The 20848-nt window shown below is 73.9% G+C and carries 20 protein-coding genes; 9 read left to right on the plus strand and 11 right to left on the minus strand.

Annotated features, from left to right (window positions below; genetic code table 11):
• Positions 1-40 precede the first annotated feature (40 nt).
• Positions 41-1447, plus strand: a complete 1407-nt coding sequence (locus tag ABZ899_RS25405) for an FAD-dependent oxidoreductase (RefSeq protein ID WP_361350247.1) — start codon at positions 41-43, stop codon at positions 1445-1447.
• A gap of 61 nt (positions 1448-1508) precedes the next feature.
• Here the strand turns inward: ABZ899_RS25405 and ABZ899_RS25410 are convergent, their stop codons facing one another.
• The 3 genes from ABZ899_RS25410 to ABZ899_RS25420 all read right to left on the minus strand — a co-directional run bounded on the left by ABZ899_RS25410 (position 1509) and on the right by ABZ899_RS25420 (position 5280).
• A complete protein-coding gene (locus tag ABZ899_RS25410) occupies positions 1509-2990 on the minus strand; it encodes an MFS transporter (RefSeq protein ID WP_361350249.1) in 1482 nt (493 codons plus the stop codon).
• A 68-nt stretch (positions 2991-3058) separates the two neighbouring features.
• Entirely contained in the window at positions 3059-4039 is a 981-nt protein-coding gene (locus ABZ899_RS25415; RefSeq protein ID WP_361350251.1) for a zinc-binding dehydrogenase, read from the minus strand.
• A gap of 80 nt (positions 4040-4119) precedes the next feature.
• Complete coding sequence (locus ABZ899_RS25420) at positions 4120-5280, minus strand: NAD(P)-binding protein (RefSeq protein WP_361350253.1); 1161 nt, start codon at positions 5278-5280, stop codon at positions 4120-4122.
• Between the two features lie 149 nt (positions 5281-5429).
• On the opposite strand from ABZ899_RS25420, the gene ABZ899_RS25425 reads away from it, so the two are divergent.
• Positions 5430-6131 (plus strand): pentapeptide repeat-containing protein, encoded by a 702-nt coding sequence (locus tag ABZ899_RS25425; RefSeq protein WP_361350255.1) that lies wholly within the window; start codon positions 5430-5432, stop codon positions 6129-6131.
• Positions 6132-6150: 19 nt separating this feature from the next.
• Here the strand turns inward: ABZ899_RS25425 and ABZ899_RS25430 are convergent, their stop codons facing one another.
• Positions 6151-6651, minus strand: a complete 501-nt coding sequence (locus ABZ899_RS25430) for a hypothetical protein (protein ID WP_361350318.1) — start codon at positions 6649-6651, stop codon at positions 6151-6153.
• A gap of 42 nt (positions 6652-6693) precedes the next feature.
• On the opposite strand from ABZ899_RS25430, the gene ABZ899_RS25435 reads away from it, so the two are divergent.
• Positions 6694-8103 (plus strand): M1 family metallopeptidase, encoded by a 1410-nt coding sequence (locus ABZ899_RS25435; RefSeq protein WP_361350257.1) that lies wholly within the window; start codon positions 6694-6696, stop codon positions 8101-8103.
• Between the two features lie 146 nt (positions 8104-8249).
• Here ABZ899_RS25435 and ABZ899_RS25440 read toward each other — a convergent pair whose 3' ends face one another.
• Both ABZ899_RS25440 and ABZ899_RS25445 read right to left on the minus strand, forming a co-directional pair.
• Positions 8250-9209, minus strand: a complete 960-nt coding sequence (locus ABZ899_RS25440) for a bifunctional GNAT family N-acetyltransferase/NUDIX hydrolase (RefSeq protein WP_361350259.1) — start codon at positions 9207-9209, stop codon at positions 8250-8252.
• Between the two features lie 85 nt (positions 9210-9294).
• Entirely contained in the window at positions 9295-9870 is a 576-nt protein-coding gene (locus ABZ899_RS25445; protein WP_361350261.1) for a TerD family protein, read from the minus strand.
• Positions 9871-10041: 171 nt separating this feature from the next.
• On the opposite strand from ABZ899_RS25445, the gene arfB reads away from it, so the two are divergent.
• Positions 10042-10479, plus strand: a complete 438-nt coding sequence (arfB, locus tag ABZ899_RS25450) for an alternative ribosome rescue aminoacyl-tRNA hydrolase ArfB (RefSeq protein WP_361350263.1) — start codon at positions 10042-10044, stop codon at positions 10477-10479.
• Here arfB and ABZ899_RS25455 read toward each other — a convergent pair.
• Complete coding sequence (locus tag ABZ899_RS25455) at positions 10476-10964, minus strand: GNAT family N-acetyltransferase (protein WP_361350265.1); 489 nt, start codon at positions 10962-10964, stop codon at positions 10476-10478. The genes arfB and ABZ899_RS25455 overlap by 4 nt on opposite strands.
• A gap of 76 nt (positions 10965-11040) precedes the next feature.
• Positions 11041-11610 (minus strand): flavin reductase family protein, encoded by a 570-nt coding sequence (locus tag ABZ899_RS25460; protein WP_361350319.1) that lies wholly within the window; start codon positions 11608-11610, stop codon positions 11041-11043.
• 356 nt (positions 11611-11966) lie between these two features.
• Here ABZ899_RS25460 and cdgB point away from each other — a divergent pair, with 356 nt between their 5' ends.
• Positions 11967-13622: a diguanylate cyclase CdgB gene (gene cdgB, locus ABZ899_RS25465; RefSeq protein WP_361350267.1), complete on the plus strand. Its 1656-nt coding sequence runs from the start codon at positions 11967-11969 to the stop codon at positions 13620-13622.
• Positions 13623-13739: 117 nt separating this feature from the next.
• Positions 13740-14690, plus strand: coding sequence for a CBM35 domain-containing protein (locus tag ABZ899_RS25470; RefSeq protein WP_361350269.1), 951 nt, complete (start codon positions 13740-13742; stop codon positions 14688-14690).
• A gap of 14 nt (positions 14691-14704) precedes the next feature.
• Here ABZ899_RS25470 and ABZ899_RS25475 read toward each other — a convergent pair whose 3' ends face one another.
• The 3 genes from ABZ899_RS25475 to ABZ899_RS25485 form a co-directional block, all read right to left on the minus strand.
• Positions 14705-15634, minus strand: a complete 930-nt coding sequence (locus ABZ899_RS25475) for a 1-phosphofructokinase family hexose kinase (RefSeq protein WP_361350271.1) — start codon at positions 15632-15634, stop codon at positions 14705-14707.
• 143 nt (positions 15635-15777) lie between these two features.
• Entirely contained in the window at positions 15778-16980 is a 1203-nt protein-coding gene (gene nagA, locus ABZ899_RS25480; RefSeq protein WP_361350273.1) for an N-acetylglucosamine-6-phosphate deacetylase, read from the minus strand.
• Positions 16980-17924, minus strand: a complete 945-nt coding sequence (locus ABZ899_RS25485; protein WP_361350275.1) for an ROK family protein — start codon at positions 17922-17924, stop codon at positions 16980-16982. Before ABZ899_RS25485 ends, nagA begins: the two co-directional genes overlap by 1 nt.
• A 174-nt stretch (positions 17925-18098) precedes the next feature.
• Here ABZ899_RS25485 and ABZ899_RS25490 point away from each other — a divergent pair, with 174 nt between their 5' ends.
• The 3 genes from ABZ899_RS25490 to otsB are packed head-to-tail and all read left to right on the plus strand — an operon-like array spanning position 18099 to position 20541.
• Positions 18099-19319: an extracellular solute-binding protein gene (locus ABZ899_RS25490; RefSeq protein WP_361350321.1), complete on the plus strand. Its 1221-nt coding sequence runs from the start codon at positions 18099-18101 to the stop codon at positions 19317-19319.
• A 36-nt stretch (positions 19320-19355) separates the two neighbouring features.
• Positions 19356-19607, plus strand: a complete 252-nt coding sequence (locus tag ABZ899_RS25495; RefSeq protein ID WP_361350276.1) for a DUF3263 domain-containing protein — start codon at positions 19356-19358, stop codon at positions 19605-19607.
• Positions 19608-19647: 40 nt separating this feature from the next.
• Complete coding sequence (otsB, locus tag ABZ899_RS25500; RefSeq protein ID WP_361350278.1) at positions 19648-20541, plus strand: trehalose-phosphatase; 894 nt, start codon at positions 19648-19650, stop codon at positions 20539-20541.
• The last annotated feature ends 307 nt before the right edge of the window (positions 20542-20848 follow it).

Below are 20848 nucleotides of genomic sequence, written 5' to 3' on the forward strand. Positions count from 1 at the left end.
CGGGCTCCCGGAATCGGCTCCCGCGAATTACCGTCCTCGCATGAGCAGATCGGACAGTGGTGCGGTGAACGGCGGCATCTCCTTCTGGTACGCCGACGACGGCCTGCCCGCGGTGCGTGAGCCGCTGGCCGGGGACGCCTCGGCGGACGTGGTGATCGTGGGCGGCGGCTACACGGGCCTGTGGACCGCGTACTACCTGAAGAAGGCGGTCCCCTTCCTGCGGATCACCGTCCTGGAGCAGCGCTTCTGCGGGTACGGCGCGTCCGGGCGCAACGGCGGCTGGCTGTACAACGGCGTCGCGGGCCGCGACCGGTACGCGAGGCTGCACGGGCACGAGGCGGCCGTACGGCTCCAGCGGGCCATGAACGACACCGTCGACGAGGTCGTCCGGGTCGCCGGGGAGGAGGGCTTCGACGCGGACATCCACAAGGGCGGCGTCCTGGAGGTCGCCCGCACGCCCGCGCAGTGGGCGCGGCTGAAGGCGTTCCACGAGCACGAGCTGTCGTACGGCGAGAAGGACCGGGAGCTGTACGGCGCCCGGGAGACGGCCGAGCGGATCCGGGTGGCCGACGCGGTCGGTTCGACGTGGACGCCGCACGGCGCCCGCGTGCACCCCGTGAAGCTGGTCAAGGCGCTCGCGGCGGCCGTCGAGGCGCTGGGCGTGACCGTCCACGAGCTGACGCCGGTCACGGAGATCCGGCCGAAGCACGCCGTCACCCCGTACGGCACGGTGCGCGCGCCCTATGTGCTGCGCTGCACCGAGGGGTTCACGGCGAGCCTGAAGGGACAGCGGCGCACCTGGCTGCCGATGAACTCCTCGATGATCGCCACCGAGCCGCTGACCGACGAGCAGTGGGCGTCGGTGGGCTGGGAGGGGCGCGAGACGCTCGGGGACATGGCGCACGCCTACATGTACGCGCAGCGCACGGCCGATGGGCGGATCGCGCTGGGCGGGCGGGGTGTGCCGTACCGCTTCGGGTCGCGGACGGACAACGACGGGCGCACCCGGCCGGAGACCGTCGAGGCGCTGCGGGACGTCCTGGTCGGGTTCTTCCCGTCGCTGGCCGGGGTGCGGGTCGCGCACGCCTGGTCGGGGGTGCTGGGCGTGCCGCGCGACTGGTGCGCGACGGTGACGCTGGACCGGTCGACCGGACTCGGCTGGGCGGGCGGGTACGTCGGCTCCGGCGTGGCCACGGCGAACCTGGCGGCCCGCACCCTGCGCGACCTCGTCCGGCAGGACTCGGGCCAGGGCGGCAGGACGGACCTCACCGAACTGCCCTGGGCCGGCCACAAGGTGCGCAAGTGGGAGCCGGAGCCGCTGCGCTGGCTGGGCGTCCACGGCCTGTACGCCGCCTACCGCGCGGCCGACCGCCGGGAGCGCGGCACGAACGGCGCCGAGTCGTCCCGGCTGGCACGGGTCGCGGACCGGGTGGCGGGACGGCACTGATCCCCTGGCGGTTCCCGGGCGGGGCAGGGGCGGGCCGCCGGTGGCCCCTCCCCCCGGGGACTCAGGCCCCGGCCGGCCGCGGGGCGTCCCGGCCCGGGGGTCTGGCTGTGACCATGACGGCGGCGACGATGCCGGCCAGGAGCATGATGGCGGCGGCCCACCAGATGGCGACGGTGTAGCCGTGCACGATGCCCTGCTGGATGACCGGTTGGCGACGGGCGGGGTTCGTGAGGTGGGCGGTGATGTAGGCGGTCGAACTGGTGGTGGCGATGGTGTTCAGCAGAGCCGTGCCGATCGAACCGCCCACCTGCTGCGAGGTGTTGACCGTCGCCGACGTCACCCCGGAGTCCTGCGGTGCCACGCCCGCCGTCGCCGTGGCGAACACCGGCATGAAGACCAGGCCCATGCCGAGCCCCATGAGGATCAGGGCGGGCAGGACGTGCGCCGCGTACGAGGAGTCGACGGTGAGCCGCGTCAGCAGCACCATGCCGGTCGCGGCGAGCAGGGCGCCCGGGGCCATCAGCAGGCGGGGCGCCACATGGTCCAGGAGACGGGCGGCGATCTGGGTGGAGCCGACGATGATGGCGGCCGTCAGGGGCAGGAAGGCGAGCCCGGTCGTCACCGGCGAGTAGCCGAGGATGACCTGGAGGTAGTACGTCATGAACAGGAACAGGCCGAACAGCCCGATCACCGCCAGGGCCATGGTGAGGAAGCAGCCGGCCCGGTTGCGGTCCCGGACGATGTGCAGCGGCAGCAGCGGGACCGGGGCGCGGGTCTGCCAGGCGACGAACGCCACGAGCAGGACGATGCCCGCCGCGAACAGGGTCAGCACGAGCGGGTCGGTCCAGCCGCGCGGCTCGGCCTCGGCGAAGCCGTAGACGATCGCGACGAGCCCGCCGCAGCCCAGCACCGCGCCGGGCACGTCGAGCCGGGCGCCCTGGTGGACGGGGCTGTCGTGGAGCAGCGCGAAGGCGCCGATCACGGCGATCACGGCGATCGGCACGTTGACGTACAGGCACCAGCGCCAGTCCAGGTACTCGGTGAGCACACCGCCGACGATGAACCCGATGGCGCTGCCGCTGCCGGCCAGGGCGCCGTAGATGCCGAACGCCTTCCCGCGCTCCTTGGGGTCGGTGAAGGTCGTGGTGAGCAACGACAGGGCGGACGGGGCCAGCACGGCGGCGAAGACGCCCTGGAGGGCGCGGGCGCCGAACAGCATCCCGGCGGAGGTGGCGGCGCCGCCCAGCGCGGACGCGGCGGCGAAGCCGATCAGGCCGATGACGAAGGTGCGTTTTCGGCCCGCGAGGTCGGCTATGCGCCCGCCGAGCAGCAGGAGCCCTCCGAACGCCAGCGTGTACGCCGTGATGACCCACTGCCGGTTGCCGTCGGAGATGCCGAGGTCCTCCTGGGCGGAGGGGAGCGCGATGTTCACGATGGTCGCGTCGAGGACCACCATGAGCTGCGCGAGTGCGATGGTCACCAGACCCCACCAGCGACGGGGGTCTGCTGCGCGGGCTGTTTCACCCGTTCGGGTGACTGTCATCTGGCCAGAAGACCATGGTTCGGTAGGTGTCGCATCCGGTGCGGACGGCCTTCGCGGCCGGGGAGCGGTCACGGCTCCAGCACCACCTTTCCGGTGGTCGCGCGGGTCTCCAGGGCGCGGTGGGCGGCCGCCGCCCGGGCCAGCGGGAAGCGCCGCACGGCCGGGACGAGACGGCCCGCGGCGGCCTCAGTGAGGGCGCGCAGCTCCAGGGTCCGCATCGGGTCGGGGCCGCCGGCCCGGCGCATCATCACCGGGCCCAGGACCTGCTCGGACACGCCCTCGACGAGGTGGGGGCCGCCGCCGCGCAGGCCCTCGCCGGACCAGCCGAACACCAGGTGGCGGCCGCCCGGCCCGAGCAGGGCCACGCTCGCGCGGGCCACCTCGCCGCCGACGCCGTCGAGGACGACGGTGGCGGGCCGTCCGCCGAGGAAGGCGCGCACCTTCTCCGGCCAGCCGGCGTCCGTGTAGTCGACGGCGAGGTCGGCGCCGTTGTCCCGGACCCGCGCGGTCTTCTCCGGTCCGCCTGCCAGACCGACGACGACCGCCCCGGCGTTCTTCGCGTACTGCACGAGGAGGGTGCCGATGCCGCCGGCCGCGGCCGGGATCACGGCCACCGCGTCCGGCCCGAACTCGGCGAACTGGACGATCCCCAGCGCCGTACGGCCCGTCCCGATCATGGCGACGGCCTGCGCGAAGTCCAGGTTCCCGGGGATCTCGTGGAGCCGTTCGACGTCCGTGACGGCGAGTTCGGCGTAGCCGCCCGGCGCGAAGCCGAGGTGGGCGACGACCCGCTTGCCGAGCCAGAGCGCGGCGACGCCCTCTCCGAGCGACTCCACCACGCCGGCGACCTCACGGCCGGGGATGGTGGGCAGCGGCGTGGGCTGGGGCGACGGGCCCTGGAAGCCCTCCCGCAGGGCCGTGTCGAGGAGGTGGACGCCGGCGGCCCGGACGGCGATCCGGACCTGGCCGGGAGCCGGGCGCGGGTCGTCCACCTCCTCGTAGGAGAGGTTCTCGGCCGGGCCGAAGGTGTGCAGGCGGATGGCGTGCATCGCGGTCCCCCATCGCTGTAGGTGCGGGTCGGTCGGGCGTCCCGTCCGGGCGGGCGGGACGCTGCGACGATGCTGCTACCTCAAGCTTGCTTGAGGTCAAGTGCGTGCCGTCCCAGCGCCAGGGACACCGCCGTGAGCGCGCTGGTGAACGACACCTCGGACAGCACGCCCGGCGCGGCGACCTGATCACCCGCCAGATGGACGCCGTCGCCGCGGTCCACGGCCGGCCGGTCCCGCCAGCTCGTGCCGGGCGGGTCCACGGCACCGGTCCGGCCGCTCGCGACGGCGTCGCGCCGCCAGGTGACCCGCTCGCGCCAGCCGGGGAAGCCGAGGTCGAGGAGCTGCTCCGCGCGGGCGGCGCCGTCCGCAAGGGACTCGTGCGGGGCGAGCGGGATCTGCCCCTGGATCAGCTGCTCGCCGGCCGGCGCGAGCGACGGGTCCTGGGCGGTGAACCGCTCCAGCCAGCCCGGCGCGTCCAGGTCGGAGACGACGAAGGCGTCGCCGCGCCGACTGCGTACCGCGAGGTCGATCAGGGCCGTCCGGCCGCCGGCCCAGGTCAGCGAGTCGTCCCGCAGCAGACGCCGGGCGGCGGCCAGCGAGGTGGCGACGACGACCGGGGTGTCCGTCGGCAGGGTGTCGACCCGGGACAGCGTCTCCACGCGCACCCCGAGGTTCCACGCCCGCGCCGCCATCCGGTCGATCACGGTCGCCCAGCCGCCCCGCGGGTAGCGCGCCTCCGGAGGCAGCCGGGTGGCCCGGCGCAGCCGCTCCTGCACGAACGCGGCGGACAGGGCGCCGGGGTCGTGGTGGAACAGCGCGACCGCCGCGTAGTGAGCGGCCACCCGGGCCGCCTCCTCGCCCGCGATGCCGGTCGCCCAGGTCCGGAAGTCCAGGTCGACGGGGGCCTGCGGCAGGCCGGGCCGCAGCAGCCTCAGCAGGGCGAGGGGCGGGGTGCGGCGCAGCGCGCCCCGGTGGCGCAGCCGGAACCGGGCCGCCTCCCGTGGCGGGACGGACGCGAGCGGGCCGATCAGGTCCCGTCGCGCGAGCCACGCCCAGTGCGGCCCGCCGCTGTACAGGGCGTGCGGTCCCTCGTTCGTCCGGTACGGGCCCTCCGCGGTCCGGGCCCGGCCGCCGAGGGTGTGGTGGGCCTCGTGCACGGTGACCGCGGCGCCCGCTTCGGCGGCGGCGATGGCCGCGGTGAGTCCGGCGAAGCCGCCGCCGATGACGGTGATGCGGTGCATGGCTGGGGGTCTCCCTCGCTCTCGGTGCGCCCGTGGGCCTTCTCTGCCGGTACGACGGGCCGGGCGGCATCCGATGTGACATCGGCGGACACCCCGGGGCTCGCCGCGGGTGACGGGCGTTGTCAGTGGCGGGGTGCAGCATGGTACGCATGGCGAGACGAGCGCGGGGCGCGGGAGCGGCGGGCGGTCCGGGGCACGGGGATGTGCCGGGCGCGCGGCGGCCGGAGCTGCGGCTGCCGCCGCTGGAGCCGTACGGGGGCGGCGGGCTGGAGCCGGACGGCGACTACGACGGGCTGGAGTTCCCGGAGGCGGACCTCTCCGAGCAGGACGGCGGGGGCGCCCGGTTCATGGACTGCGCGCTGCGCGGCTGTGTGCTGGACGGGACGCGGCTGCGGTACGCCCGGATCCTCGACTCGGTGCTCTCCGCGCCGCGCGGGGTCGGCACGGACCTCGCCGAGGCGACGCTGCGGGACGTCGAGGTGCTGGACGCCCGGCTGGGCGGGGCGCAGGCGCACGGGGCCGTGCTGGAGCGGGTGGTGGTCAGGGGCGGAAAGATCGACTACCTGAATCTGCGCAAGGCGAAGCTCAGGGACGTCGTCTTCGAGGGCTGCGTCCTGGTCGAGCCGGACTTCGGCGGTGCCCGCCTGGAGCGGGTGGAGTTCGTGGACTGCGCGCTGCGCGGGGCCGACCTCACCGGGGCGGCCCTGACCGACGTGGATCTGCGCGGGGCGGGCGAGCTGGACATCGCGGGCGGCCTGGACCGGCTGTCCGGGGCCGTGATCAGTACGGGCCAGCTGCTCGACCTGGCGCCGGCGCTGGCCGCGCAGCTGGGCATCCGCGTGGAGGGGTGACGGGCGCGCGGCCCGCGTCTCACGGCAGCCGGGGGAAGCGGGCCTGGAGCGTCCAGATCGCCGGGTTCTCGCCCAGTCCCTCGTGCAGGTCGATCAGGTCGGCGAGCAGGTCGTGCAGGAAGTCCCGGGCCTCGCGGCGCAGGGCGGCGTACGAGAAGCTCAGCGGAGGCTCCTCCGCCGGCATCCAGTCCGCCTCGATGTCCACCCAGCCGAACCGCCGCTCGAAGAGCATCCGGTCCGTGGACTCGGTGAAGTCCAGCTCGGCGTGGAGCGGGCGGGAGGCGCGGGAGCCGGCCGGGTCCCGGCCCAGCCGCTCGACGATGTCGCACAGCGCCCACGCGAAGTCGAGCACCGGCACCCATCCCCAGGCTGTGGACAGCTCCCGGTCCGTCTCGGTGTCGGCGAGGTAGACGTCACCGCAGAACAGGTCGTGGCGCAGGGCGCGGACGTCCGCGCGGCGGTAGTCCGTCTGCGGCGGGTCGGGGAAGCGGTTGGAGAGGGCGTAGCCGATGTCGAGCACGCTGGGCATGGTGTCACGGCTCCCGCTCATAGGATCACCGACGTGTCCCGTACCGCGTCCGCCGTTCAGGCCGTCCTGAGCGCCCTGCTCGCCGTCACCCTCACGGCGTGCGGCGGGGTCGACGGCACCCCCGGCGGCCCGGGCGTGCGCGACCCCTACTTCCCCAAGGCCGGCAACGGCGGCTACGACGTGAGGCACTACGCCCTCGACCTCTCCTACGACCCCGCCGCGCGGCACCTCGCCGGCACCGCCGAGATCACCGCGCGCGCCGGCCAGGACCTGTCCGCCTTCGACCTGGACCTGACCGGCCTGGACGTCGAACGGGTCGAGGTGGAGGGCCGCCCCGCCCGCTTCAGCCGCAACGGCCAGGAACTGATCGTGCGGCCGCACGACGAACTCGACGCCGGCGAGACCTTCCGGACCGTCGTCCGCTATTCGGGCAGCCCCAAGACCGTCACCGACCCCGACGGCTCCGAGGAGGGCTGGCTGCGCACCGCCGGGGGCGGGGCGCTCGCGCTGGGCGAGCCGACCGGGTCCATGGCGTGGTTCCCCGGCAACCACCACCCCTCCGACAAGGCGGCCTACGACATCAGGGTGAGCGTGCCGGAGGGGACCGAGGCGGTGTCCAACGGGGAGCTCGCCGGACGGCGCACCACCGGCGGCCGTACCACCTTCCACTGGCGTACGGCGGAACCCATGGCCACGTATCTGGCCACCCTCGCCATCGGCGACTACACCGTCCACCGGTCCACCCTGCGCACGGCGGCGGGGCGTGACCTGCCCGTCCTGTCCGCCGTCGTCCCCGAGCAGGCCGGGCCCGCCCGCAAGGCGCTGGCGCGGCTGCCGGAGATCGTGCGGTGGGGCGAGGACACCTTCGGCCCCTACCCCTTCTCCTCCACCGGGGTGATCGTCGCCGGCGAGGGGGACGCCGGGTACGCCCTGGAGACGCAGAACCGGCCCGTCTTCCCCGGCGCCCCCGGCACCGGGCTGCTGGTGCACGAGCTGGCCCACCAGTGGTTCGGCGACTCGGTGACGCCCGAGAGCTGGCGGGACATGTGGCTGAACGAGGGCTTCGCGACGTACGCGGAGTGGCTGTGGGAGGAGGAGCACGGCGGCGACAGCGCGCAGGAGACCTTCGACGCCCTCTACGACCACGGCGAGGACGAGCACGAGGACCTGTGGTCCTTCCCGCCCGCCGAGCCGCCCGGCGCCGCCCACATCTCCGACGAGCCCGTCTACTCGCGCGGCGCGATGGTGCTCCACAAGATCCGGCAGACCGTCGGCGACGACGACTTCCGGGACCTCGTACGGGGCTGGGCGGCGAAGCACCGCCACGGCAACGCGGACACCGACGACTTCACGTCCTATGTGGAACGGACGGCCTCCGACGAGGACTTCACGCCGGTCTGGCGGGACTGGCTGTACGGGGACGGCAAACCGAAGCGTCCCTGACAGCCCGTGGGCCGGACCCCGGTGCCGTCAGCCCGTCCGCCCCACGTCCCACCGGATCGCGGCGGACGCGGTCGGCGAGGTGGGCCGAGCCGACGCCGATCGGTGCCCGGCGAGAGGCACCCCTGGGGCGTCCAGTCCCTGACGGGTCAGGTGTCCCCGCCCTCGCCGTACGCGGCCAGCAGTTGGGCCAGGTCCGGCGGCCACAGCGGCTCGGGGGGCGCGACGAGTTCGGCGGCGGTCCACCAGCGCCAGCCGAGGATGTCGCCGGCCGGGCCGAGGTGCGGGCCCGTCGGCTCACGGCGCGGGCTCAGCGCCAGATAGATGTGCTCCCGGCGGCGGATGGCGATGCCCTGGTGGGTGAAGTCGTGGTCCCAGGTGGCCAGCAGCGGGCCCGGCTCCAGGTCCGTCCAGCCGGTCTCCGCGCGCAGTTCGCGCACGGCGGCCTCGCGGGGGCTCTCGTCGCCGGCCGGGGCGCCGCCGGGGAGGGCCCAGTGCGGGCCGGCCTCGTCGTCGGCGTAGCGGAACAGGAACACCGCGCCGGTGGGGTCGAGCACGGCCGTGCGGGCGCCGTCGAGCACGGCTCGTGGAGGGCCGGGCAGGGACTTGCGCAGGACCGTGCAGGGCCGGCCGTGCTCGCGGTCCCTGCCGTGGCCGATCGCCTCGTAGCCCAGGGACGTCCAGAAGGCGAGGGCCGGGGCGTTGCCGTCGAGGACCGCGAGGCGGACGCCGGTGCGGCCCTCGGCGCGCAGGCGCTCCTCCACGAGGGTGGCGAGCCTGGTGCCATGGCCCTGGCGCTGGGCCGAGGCGTCCACCATCAGCAGCCCGATCCAGGGGTCGGGGTCCTCGGGGTCGGGGTGCCGGGCCAGGGTGATCACGACGCCGACCAGCCGCCCGGCGCTGCGGGCGAGCAGGACCTCCGCCCCCGGCACCGCCAGCTCGTCGGCCAGGGCCGCCGCGACCTGCTCCGGCCGGATGTCGTCCGGGTCGGGGAAGTCGCCGCTGAGTGCCTGGAACGCGCGGTTGGAGGCGTACAGGGCGGTCAGCTCGGTCAGGAGCAGACCCGGGATGTCGTGGTCGGGGGTCAGCGGGAGGGGGGCGAGGATCACGGGGGCAACCTATCGGAGAGGCCGTCAGGCCTCCCGGTACCGCGGCCCCCGGCGAGGCCGGGGGCCGGGCCGGTGCGGGGGACCGTCAGACGTTGACGCCGAAGTCCTGCGCGATGCCGACGAGGCCCGAGGCGTAACCCTGGCCGACGGCACGGAACTTCCACTCCGCGCCGTTGCGGTACAGCTCGCCGAAGACCATGGCGGTCTCGGTCGCGGCGTCCTCGGACAGGTCGTAGCGGGCGATCTCGGCGCCGCCGGCCTGGTTGACGATGCGGATGTAGGCGTTGCGCACCTGGCCGAAGTTCTGCGAGCGGTTCTCCGCGTCGTAGATGGAGACCGGGAACACGATCTTGTCGATGTCGGCGGGCAGACCCGCGAGGTTGACGTTGATCGCCTCGTCGTCGCCCTCGCCCTCGCCCGTGCGGTTGTCACCGGTGTGCACGATCGTGCTGTCCGGGGTCTGCTTGTTGTTGAAGAAGACGAAGTGGGCGTCCGAGCAGACCTTGCCCTGGGGGTTGACCGCGATCGCCGAGGCGTCGAGGTCGAAGTCCGTGCCGGTGGTGGTGCGGACGTCCCAGCCGAGACCCACGGTGACGGCGGTCAGGCCCGGAGCCTCCTTGGTGAGCGAGACGTTGCCACCCTTGGACAGGCTTACAGCCATTGTTGGGAGTCCCTTCCCTCGTTGCGGTACGGCTAGAAGCTACAGCTACCCCTATGAACGCGGGGAGCGGTGCCGCAGTTCCAGGTGTCTTTACTTTCTTTGCCAAAGAGCGCCCGGAGGGGGCATCCGCCGCCGATATTCGCGTGACGTGGACGGGACAGGCGCGGGACCATGGACGGCATGTCCGGTCCCCATGTCATCCGCGGCTCCGTCTCCCTCCCGGAGGCCGAGCTCATGTGGCGTTTCTCGCGGTCGGGCGGCCCCGGGGGCCAGCACGTCAACACCAGTGACTCGCAGGTCGAGCTGCGGTTCGACCTCGCGGCGACCGAGGCGCTGCCCGAGGTGTGGAAGCGCCGGGCGCTGGAGCGGCTGGCCGGCCGGCTGGTCGACGGCGTCCTGACCGTACGGGCCTCCGAACACCGCTCCCAGTGGCGCAACCGCGAGACCGCCGCCGTACGGATGGCCTCGCTCCTCGCCGAGGCGACGGCCCCGCCGCCCAAGCCGCGCCGGCCGACCCGCGTCCCGCGCGGGATCAACGAGCGGCGCCTGCGGGAGAAGAAGCAGCGCGCGCAGACCAAGCGGGGGCGGTCCGGGCGGGACTGGACCTAGGGGGCCGTGGTCAGGTCCAGCACGCCCACCGTCTGGTCGCCGGAGGTCTCCCCGGTCGTGCGGAAGCCCAGGCCGAGGTAGAAGCCCTCCGGGCCGTCCGGTCCGGGGTGCCAGGTGACGTACAGCTCGCGGCCGCCGCGGCGGCGGATCTCGGCGGCCACGCTCGCGACCGCGAACCGGCCGTAGCCCCGGCCCTGCTCGCGCGCGTCGATGTTCAGCCGCCACAGCCCCGAGCGGCGCACGCTGCCGCCGTCGCCGCGCCAGTCGATGTCGAGGAAGGCCATCAGGAAGCCGACCGGGCGCTCCCCGTCCATGATCAGCCGCGGCCAGGCCACGCCCGCGGGGTGGACGTACGCCTCGGCGAGCGACTCCACGACGGGGGTGACCGCGTGTTCCTGGTCGGGGCGGACCCGTATGCCCGTCGCGGACTCGAGATTTCCAGGTGTGATCTTTTCGAGTCGCGGCGAGGAAGTCAGCGGTGTCATCCCGGGAGGGTAAGCCGGGCGATCTTCGGGGGGCACGGGAATTTCTTCCGCCGAGGCCGCTCACCGCGGGATGAGATCACCTCAACTGCCGGTAGCGGCCCCGGAAATACGTCAGCGGGCCACCGTCCGGACTCGGCAGCGAGGCCGTCAGGACCCGGCCGATGACCAGCGTGTGGTCGCCGGCCGTCACACGCTGCTCGGTGCGGCACTCCAGCGTGGCGAGCGCGCCGCCCACCAGCGGGGCGCCCGACTCGATGCCGCGGGTGTACGGGATGTCGGCGAAGAGCAGCCGGTCGCTGACCCGGCCCTTCATGGCGAAGCGGCCCGCGATGTGCCGCTGGCTCTCGGCGAGGACGGAGACCGCCCACAGCGGCTGCTCGTCGAGCACGTCGTCCATGCGGGAGCCCTCCCGCAGGCTGACTAGCACCAACGGCGGGTCCAGGGACACGGACAGGAACGCGGTGGCCGTCATCCCGACGTCCTCGCCGGCCGGCGCGTGCGGGTCGTCGGGGTCCAGGGGCGGTTCCAGCGCGGTCACCAGCACCACCCCCGCGGCCAGTCGCGACATGGCGGCACGGAACTCGTCGTTGCTCACTCCCTCAGCATGCACGTGGGGGCTGCGGGACGCGGGGAGGGCGGCGGTCACGGGCGGCGCGGGAGTGGTGAAGTTCGGCACGGGGAAACGCTAATGTCGGCCGGACGCGGGCACATCGGGCCTGCGGACGAGAACGGACCTAGGACTCGCGGCGTACCGTCTTCCGGGGTGATTCGCGGCACCTCCACACACGCCCCAGGTTTGCGTTCTGTAAACGCACAGGAAAACCGCGGAAACGCCGCTCAATTGCTCACGTTTCTCTGTGACTTGAGTCACAAGGGCCATTAATTGTTGACCCTGTGTACCGAGTGGGCAGCGCGCTGTGATTCAGTGGCGGTGAACCCAGCAAGGACGATATGCCGAAGAGCACCCTTGAAGCGCTGCGAGGTCTCGGGGGGAGGGTGAGCATGGAGACCGAGTCGGAACCGTACGTCCGTCTTGCGACCCTACGGCAACTGCACCAGGTCATGGCCGACATGAATACGGCCCGCAGCCTGGCCGACACCCTCCAGACCGTCGCCGACGGCGTCGTCAACGGCCTCGGCTACGAACTCGCCTGCGTCAACCTGGTGCGCCCCGACGGCGATCTCGTGGTCGCCGCCTTCGCCGGCAACCCGGCCGCCGAGGCCCTCATCACCGGCCGCGTCGGCTCCCGCGACTCCTGGGAGCGCCGCCTGAACATGGGGGAGCACTGGGGCGACCTGGTCTTCATCCCGCACACCGAGGGCTGGGTGCTCGACGACGACGACGTCCCGCAGTGGTACACGGAGGGCCCCGCGCCCCGCTTCGAGGACGAGTGGCACCCCGCCGACCGCCTCTTCGCCCCGATGTACACGCCCGGCGTGCACGGCGGCGCGTGCGGCGAGCTGATCGGCGTGCTCTCGGTGGACCGCCCGCGCAACGGCCGGCTGCCCGGCGCCTGGGGGCGCGAGGCGCTCCAGATGTACGCGTTCCAGGCCGCCATCGCCATCAGCAACGCGCGTCTACGCGCGAATATGCAGCGCGCCCTCGTCCGCCTGGAGCGCGACCAGCAGGCGCTGCGGGCCAGCGAGGAGAGCTTCCGGCAGGCCTTCGAGTACGCGCCCTCCGGCATGGCCATCGCCGAGATGGGCGGCGACCAGCACGGCCGCATCCTGCGCACCAACGACGCCCTGTGCCGGCTGCTCGGCCGCCCGGCCTCCGCGATGCGCCGCTACTCCTTCTCCGACCTGGTCCATCCCGAGGACATCGGCACCCTGCTGCGTACCTCCGCCGAGGGCGGGCGGGCCGAGCTGCGGCTCGCGCGCCGCGACGGCACCTACGTCTGGGTCTCCCTGCGCAACAGCGTCGTCGCGGACGCCGCCGACGGTCCGCGCTTCCTGCTCACCCACGTCGAGGACATCGAGGAGCGCAAGCGCCGCGAGCTCCAGCTCGCCCACCGCGCCTCCCACGACTCGCTCACCGGCCTGCCGAACTCCGCCGAGCTGCGCTCGCGCCTGTCCGCCCGGCTGTGCAAGCGCCCGGCGCACGCCGGTGCCCTGGAATCCACGGACGCCGCCTACGGGCACCCGGCCGTCTTCGACGCCAACGGGCACGGCTTCGACTTCCCCGGCTCGGCGGCGCTGGACGCCTACGACCACCATGTGCACACCGTCGCGCCGGAGGAGTCCGAGCGCGACGACGGCACCAAGGGCCTCGCGGTGCTCTTCTGCGACCTCGACGGCTTCAAGTCGATCAACGACCGGTTCGGGCACAACGCGGGTGACGCGGTCCTCATCGAGGTGGCCCGGCGGCTGACGCGCGGCGTACGCGACGGCGACACGGTCGCCCGGCTCGGCGGCGACGAGTTCGTGATCCTCGCCGACGGGCTGGGCCGGGCCGACGCCCAGGACCTCGCCGTCCGGCTGCGCAACGAGATCATCCAGCCCATCCGGGCCGAGGGACGGGCCGTGCGCGTCGGCGCCAGCTTCGGCATCGGGTGGGCACACTGCGGAATGACCGCGGACGAAGTGTTGAAGTCCGCTGACGAGCGGATGTACGTAGAGAAACGATCTCGTCCCAAACAGCACAGACGGGCGGGATGAAGTCCAGGTCGGCGAGCTGGTGCGGCGTGAGTCACCCGTTTGGGCACACAGGAGCGGGTAGGCTCGCCATTCTGACCCCATGCATCACAGCCCGCACCTGGTGAGGAGTACCAAGGGATGACGTCCGGCAACAACGGCGCCGCTACGCCCGAGGACGACGACCCGTTCGGCTACCTCTACGCCGACGGGCAGGCCAACGGGGCCCAGCCCCCCTCCGGTGCCGGCGGCTACGGCTACCCGAACGCCGTCAACCGGGTGCGTACGGTCGGCCAGCGCCAGTACGGCCAGCAGCCGGGCGCCGGGTACGGCCAGATACCGCAGCAGCAGGGCGGCTACGGCCAGCCGAACGCGCACTACGCGGCCCCGGAGACCCTGCCCGGCGGAGCGCCGACCACCCAGACGTCCTACAGCACCGGCACCGGATCCGGCGGCGGCCGCGGCCGCGGGCCCAACACCAAGGGCCTGCTGATCGGCGCCATCGCCGTCGTCGCGGCGGTCGTCATCGGCATCGGCGTGGCCATGATGGGCGGCGACGACGACAAGGACGCCAAGGGCGACGACACCCCGGCGACCCCGACCCAGTCCCAGTCCGAGGGGTCCAAGCCGTCGGGGACGGCCGACCCCGGGGACGAGGCCGAACTGCCGAAGAGCGACGCGAAGACGCTGGCCCTCGGCGGCACCGCGGCCGCCGCGTCCGACGTCAAGGGCGCCCAGGCGGACGGCGGCGTGTACGTCACCGGCTTCAACCAGGCCGGCTCGTCGGTCACCTGGACGGTGAACGGCATCCCGAAGGGCGGCAAGTACAGCGTCTACGTCGGCTACAGCGTCCCGGGCAAGGACGGCAACGCCACCCTGACGGTCAACGGCACGCCCTCCACCGCGCCGGTCAACTTCAAGAACTACGCGCACGCCGCGGAGGGCGACTACGAGAAGGGCTGGACCAAGACCTACAACTGGATCCAGCTCAACAAGGGCACGAACACGATCAAGCTGTCGTGCGAGGAGGGCAACCAGTGCGACGCCCTCATCGACCAGATGTGGCTCGTCAAGGGCTGGGTCAAGTCCTAGGTTCCGTCCAGCCGTCACGCGGCGGTGGCGTCGCCGGTCACCGCCACCCGTCCTCGCAGGTTCTCGTAGGTGCCGCGGTCGAACTCGCCGGCCACCGGCGCCACCACGCTCGCCGCGCCCAGCGCCGTCGCCCGGGCCAGCCGGTCCGGCCAGGCCAGCCCCTCGACGAGGCCTGACAGCAGGCCCGCGACCACCGCGTCACCGGCGCCCGTCGGATTGCCGCGCAGCCCGGCGGGCGGTGCGGCGCGCCAGCGGCCCTCCGGGGTGACGGCGAGCAGTCCGCCCTCCCCGAGGGAGGCCACCACCGCACGGGCACCCCGCCGTCGCGCGTCCTGCGTCGCCCGTGACGGCTCGTGCGAGCCGGTGAGCTCGGCCAGTTCCCCGGCGTTCGGCTTCAGGACGTCCGGCCGGGCGGCCACGCCCCGGCGCAGCGCCTCCCCGCTGGTGTCGAGGAGGACGGGGACACCGGCCGCCCGCGCGGAGCGGACCAGTCCGGCGTAGGCCCCCACCGGCACCCCCGGCGGCAGGCTCCCGCACAGGGCCACCGCGGAGGCCGCGGCGAGGAGGGTGTCGTACGTCTCCTGGAAGGCGGACCACTCGGCGGGCGAGACGGTCGGGCCGGGCTCGTTCAGCTGAGTCGTGTCACCGGTGCGGTCGTCGACCACGGCGACGGTCCGCCGGGTCGGGCCCGTCACCGGCACCAGGGCGTCGACCACGCCGGGGGTGGCGCTGAGCCGTTCCCGCAACTCCCGGCCGGTCGCACCGCCCGCGAAGCCCGTGACCGTCACCTCGTGCCCGAGGGCCGCCAGGACGCGGGCCACGTTCAGGCCCTTGCCGCCGGCCCGTTCGGTCACCTCGGAGACCCGGTGGGAGGCGTGGGGACGCAGCGCCCGGACCCGGTAGGTGATGTCGAGAGCGGTGTTCAGCGTGACCGTCAGGATCACCTGGGCCGACCTCCCCCGAAGAAGTTCTCGTCGCGTGTGCCGTTCGCCCGCGGGATGTCCCGCGCGGGCGTCCCGATCATGCCAAAAGGGCGGCTGCCGTCACAGTCTCCCAGGACAACCGCCGCCCTCAACAGCTGCACACATCACCCCAGTTGGGGCTCAATCACCCATTCGCCCCGGCGCATCACGCCCTTGAGGTCGAATCCGGCGTCCAGGACCACCAGGTCGGCGTCCTTGCCGGGCTCCAGGGAGCCGACGCGGTCGTAGCGGCCGAGGAGCTTCGCCGGGTTGGCCGACAGGGCCGCCACCGCGTCCCCGACCGGCAGCCGGTCGATCGTCACCGCCCGCTTGAAGGCGCGGTCCAGGGTGAGGGTCGAGCCCGCGATCGAGCCGCCCTCCACCAGGCGCGCCACGCCGTCGGCGACCTCCACCTCCAGCGGGCCGAGCATGTAGCGGCCGTCGCCGAAGCCGGCGGCGTCCATCGCGTCCGTGATGAACGCGACACGGGCGGCGCCCGCGTGACGGAACGCCAGCTCCAGGGAGGCCGGGTGCAGATGCGTTCCGTCGTTGATCAGCTCGACCGTCACCCGCTCGTCCTCCAGCAGGGCCACGATCGGTCCGGGCTCGCGGTGGCCGAGCGGGGGCATCGCGTTGAACAGGTGGGTGGCGACCGTGGCCCCGGCGTCGATCGCCTCCACGGTCTGCTCGTAGCTGGCGTCCGTGTGCCCGATCGCGGCGATCACGCCGTGCTCGGCCAGCAGCCGTACGGAGTCGATGCCGCCCGGCAGTTCGGTGGCGAGGGTGACCATCGCCGCGTGGCCGCGGGCCGCGTCGATCAGCTTGCGGACGTCCGCCGGGTCCGGGTCGCGCAGCAGCTCCTCGGAGTGCGCGCCCTTGCGGCAGGGCGAGATGAACGGCCCCTCGAAGTGGATGCCCGCGATGTCGCCCTGCTCGGCGAGCTCGGCGAGCAGCCCGGCCCGGTGGGTCAGGAAGTCCATGTCGCCGGTGACGGTGGAGGCGACCAGGGTGGTGGTGCCGTGCAGCCGGTGGGTGTGGATGCCCCGCAGGACGTCCTCGGGAGTGCCCGAGGTGAAGGAGGCCCCGCCGCCACCGTGGTTGTGGATGTCCACGAAGCCGGGCACGATCCAGTGCCCGGTGAGGTCGACACGGCGGGCGTTCTCCGGTGCGGTGCCGGCGATCCGGGTGCCGTCGACGACCACGTGGCCCTCGTCGAGCGTCCCCGTCGGCAGGACCACGCGGGCGCCGGACAGGACGAGGGGCACCGTGCCCGTCGCGGGCCGCGGGTGCGTCGTGGCGCTGTCCCGCGCCCCTGGGGGGATTGCCATCAGGCCGATTCCTCCGTGCGGTCGGTGGATGTGAGGAGATCCCAGGCCAGGAGACCGGCACCGAGGCAGCCGGCCGTGTCCCCGAGTGCCGCGGGGACGATCTCCGGCAGCTTCTGGAAGGTGACCCGCTGCCGGACCGCGTCCCGCAGCGGTGTGAACAAGGTTTCCCCCGCTTCGGCCAGGCCGCCACCGATGATCAGGGTGCGCGGGTCCAGCAGGGTGAGGGCCGTGACCAGCCCGTCGGCGAGCGCGTCCACGGCCGCTCGCCAGACGCGGACGGCGTTCGGGTCGCCGGACGCGACGGCCTTGGCGCAGTCCGCCGCGTCCGCCTCCGGGTCGCCGCAGGCGGCGGCCCACGCCTCGCTGACCGCGGCCGCCGAGGCGTACCGCTCCAGGCAGCCGCGCTGCCCGCACGGGCAGGGGGCGCCGCCGGGCCGGACGACGACATGGCCGATCTCGCCGGCGAAGCCGTGCGCGCCCGCCTCGACGCGCCCGTCGATGCCGATGGCGCCGGCGATCCCGGTGCCGAGGGGCACGAACAGGAAGCGGTCGGCCCCCCGGCCCGCCCCGACGCGGCCCTCGGCGAGGCCGCCGGTGCGTACGTCGTGGCCGAGGGCGACGGGGATGCCGCCGAGCCGCTCGGCGAGCAGGTCGCGCAGCGGGAGGTCCCGCCAGCCCAGGTTGGCGGCGTACACGGCGATGCCGCGTGCGGCGTCGACGATCCCGGGGATCGCGACGCCGGCGGCGGCCGCGGGCTCGCCGAAGTGCTGTTCCCCGTAGGCGCGCAGCTCGGCGGCGAAGTCCAGGATGCCCTCGACGACCGCCTCCGGCCCGCGGGCGCGGCCGGTCGGCCGGCGTGCCTGGTGGAGCAGCTCACCGCCCGTCCCGGCCAGGGCGGCCTTCATCCCGGTGCCGCCCACGTCGAGGGCGATGACATGTCTCACGGGGGACAGTGTGGCTTGCGGACCCGCGAGAGGTCTAGTCCACTTACGTGGTGTAGACCTGTGCGTGCAATATGTACGACGATTCGAAGATCGAACAGAGGCGTGGGGCGGGTTCGCGTGCAGCGGCGTGGTCGGAGGCGTACGGGAGCGGCGGCGGTGGTGTCCGCACTGGGCATGACGGCGGTGCTGGGTGGCTGCGGGGTGACCGGCGGCTCGGACGACGTCACGCTCAGGCTGGTGGCCGCCGACTACGGCGACGGCAAGGCGACCAGCTCGCGGAAGTACTGGGACAAGCTCACCGAGGCCTACGAGGCGGAGCACCCCGGGGTGACCGTCGACGTCGAGGTGTACTCCTGGAACGAGGTCGACGCCAAGGTCAAGGAGATGGTCGCCGCGGGCGAGGCGCCCGACCTCGCACAGATCGGCGCCTACGCCGACTACGCCGCGAAGGACCTGCTCCACGAGGCCGACGACCTGCTCTCCATCCCCGTGCAGGCCGACCTGGTCCCGCAGCTCGCCGAGGCGGGGCAGGTGGACGGCGTGCAGTACGGCATCCCGTTCGCGTCCTCCACGCGGCTGCTCTTCTACAACAAGTCCCTCTTCGAGGAGGCCGGCCTGACCGCGCCGCGGACCTGGAAGGAGCTGGCGGCCGACGCCGCCGCGCTCAAGGCGCGGGGCGTGAAGTACCCGTACGCGCTGCCGCTCGGGTCCGAGGAGGCGCAGGCCGAGACCATGCAGTGGCTGCTCAGCGGCGGGGGCGGCTACACCGACCCCCAGCTCGGCACCTACAGCATCGACTCCCCGGAGAACGTCACCACCTTCACCTGGCTGAGGGACGACCTGGTCGGCAAGGGCCTCACCGGCCCCGTCGCGCCCGGCCGGCTCAACCGCGCCGACGCCTTCGCCGCCTTCGCGAGCGGTGACGTCGGCATGCTCAACGGCCACCCCTCGCTGATGCAGACCGCCCAGAAGAAGGGCGTGAAGGTCGGCATGGTGCCCATGCCCGGCGTCGACGGCCCCACCAAGCTGTCCATGGGCGTGGCCGACTGGATGATGGCGTTCAAGCAGAACGACCACGCCGAGCAGATCGGCACGTTCCTCGACTTCGTCTACGACAAGCAGAACGTGCTGGACTTCTCCCGGCGCTACGACCTGCTCCCCGTCACCACCTCCGCCTCCGAGGTGATGGCCGGCGCCGAGGAGGACGCCGACCTCAAGCCCTTCCTGGAGCAGCTGCCGTCCTCCGAGCTCTACCCGGTCGGCCGGACCTCCTGGGCCGCGGTCAGCGCGGACGTCAAGAAGACCATCGGCTCGACGGTCGCCTCCGGCGGCAGCCCGTCGGCGGTCCTGGCCCGGCTCCAGGCGACGGCGACCAAGCTGGACGGGGCCGAGTAGGAGCCGCTGTCGGTGGCGGGGGTTACGGTGCCAGGCATGGACCAGCACCAGGACCGGCCCGACGCCGCCCTCGCCGACCGCGAACGGGCCGTGCTCGCTCTGGAGCGCCGGGGCTTCTCCGGCCCCGGCGCCAAGGAGCGGGCCATACGCGAGGAGCTGGGCCTGGCCCCGGTGCGCTACTACCAGCTCCTCAACGCCCTGCTGGACGACCCGCGGGCCCTGGCCCACGACCCGCTGACGGTGAACCGGCTGCGCCGGGTGCGCGAGGCGCGCCGGGCGGAGCGCTGACGGCAGGGATAGGTCCGCCGCCGCTGGATAGGGTCCCGTTATGGCCCGTCACAACGACCTGACCGACCCGCCCCCGTCCGCCGGCGGCGCGGCCCTTCCGGAGCCGGCCACCGGACCCGGCCGGGACGGGCTCGCCGCGCTCCTCGCCCGGCCCGCCCGCGCCCTGATCGCGCTGGACTTCGACGGCACCCTCGCGCCGATCGTGCCCGACCCCGAGAAGGCGCGGGCCCACCCGGAGGCGGTGCCGGCGCTGGCCGCGCTCGCGCCCGAGGTCGCCGCCGTGGCCGTGATCACCGGCCGGCCCGCCGAGGTGGCCGTGCACCACGGCGGCTTCGCCGGGGTCGCGGGGCTGGAGCACCTGGTGGTGCTCGGGCACTACGGTGCCGAGCGCTGGGACGCCGTCAGCGGTGAGGTGTCCGCGCCCGACCCGCATCCCGGGGTCGCCGCCGTCCGCGCCGCCCTGCCCGCCCTGCTGGCGGACCACGAGGACGGCACCTGGGTCGAGGACAAGGGGCACGCGGTCGCCGTGCACACCCGCCGCGCAGCCGACCCGCAGGGCACCTTCGACGCCCTGCGCGGCCCGCTCACCGACCTCGCCAGGCGCAACGGCCTGATCGTCGAGCCGGGCCGACTGGTCCTCGAACTGCGCCCGCCCGGCGTGGACAAGGGCAAGGCGCTGCGTGACCTCGCCCGCGGCCTGGACGCCGAGGCGGTCCTGTACGCCGGTGACGACCTCGGCGACCTGCCCGCCTACGCCGCCGTCGACACCCTCCGCGCGGCCGGCACCCCCGGACTCCTGGTGTGCAGCGGCAGCGAGGAGGTGACGGCGCTCTCGGAACGCGCGGACGTGGTGGTGGACGGCCCCGAGGGCGTCGTCACCCTGCTCCGCGCCCTGGCCGACCGGATCAGATCGGCCCACCCGGACGGCGGCTGACCGCTCGCCGGGCCGGTGCGCCTCGCGAGGATGGGCCCGGCGGTGTGCGGCAGTGGTGCGAAGGCGGGGGACCGGCACCGGCGGGCCGGGGCGTCCCTGTTCGTGCCCGGCCGGGGCTCGGGCGGGGCTCCGGTCGGCCCACCCGGACGGGGGCTGACCGCTCGCCGGGCCGGTGCGCCTCGCGAGGATGGGCCCGGCGGTGTGCGGCAGCGGTGCGAAGGCGGGGGACCGGCACCGGCGGGCCGGGGCGTCCCTGTTCGTGCCCGGCCGGGGCTCGGGCGGGGCTCCGGTCGGCCCACCCGGACGG

Source organism: Streptomyces sp. NPDC046859, assembly GCF_040645135.1.
Lineage (GTDB): Bacteria > Actinomycetota > Actinomycetes > Streptomycetales > Streptomycetaceae > Streptomyces.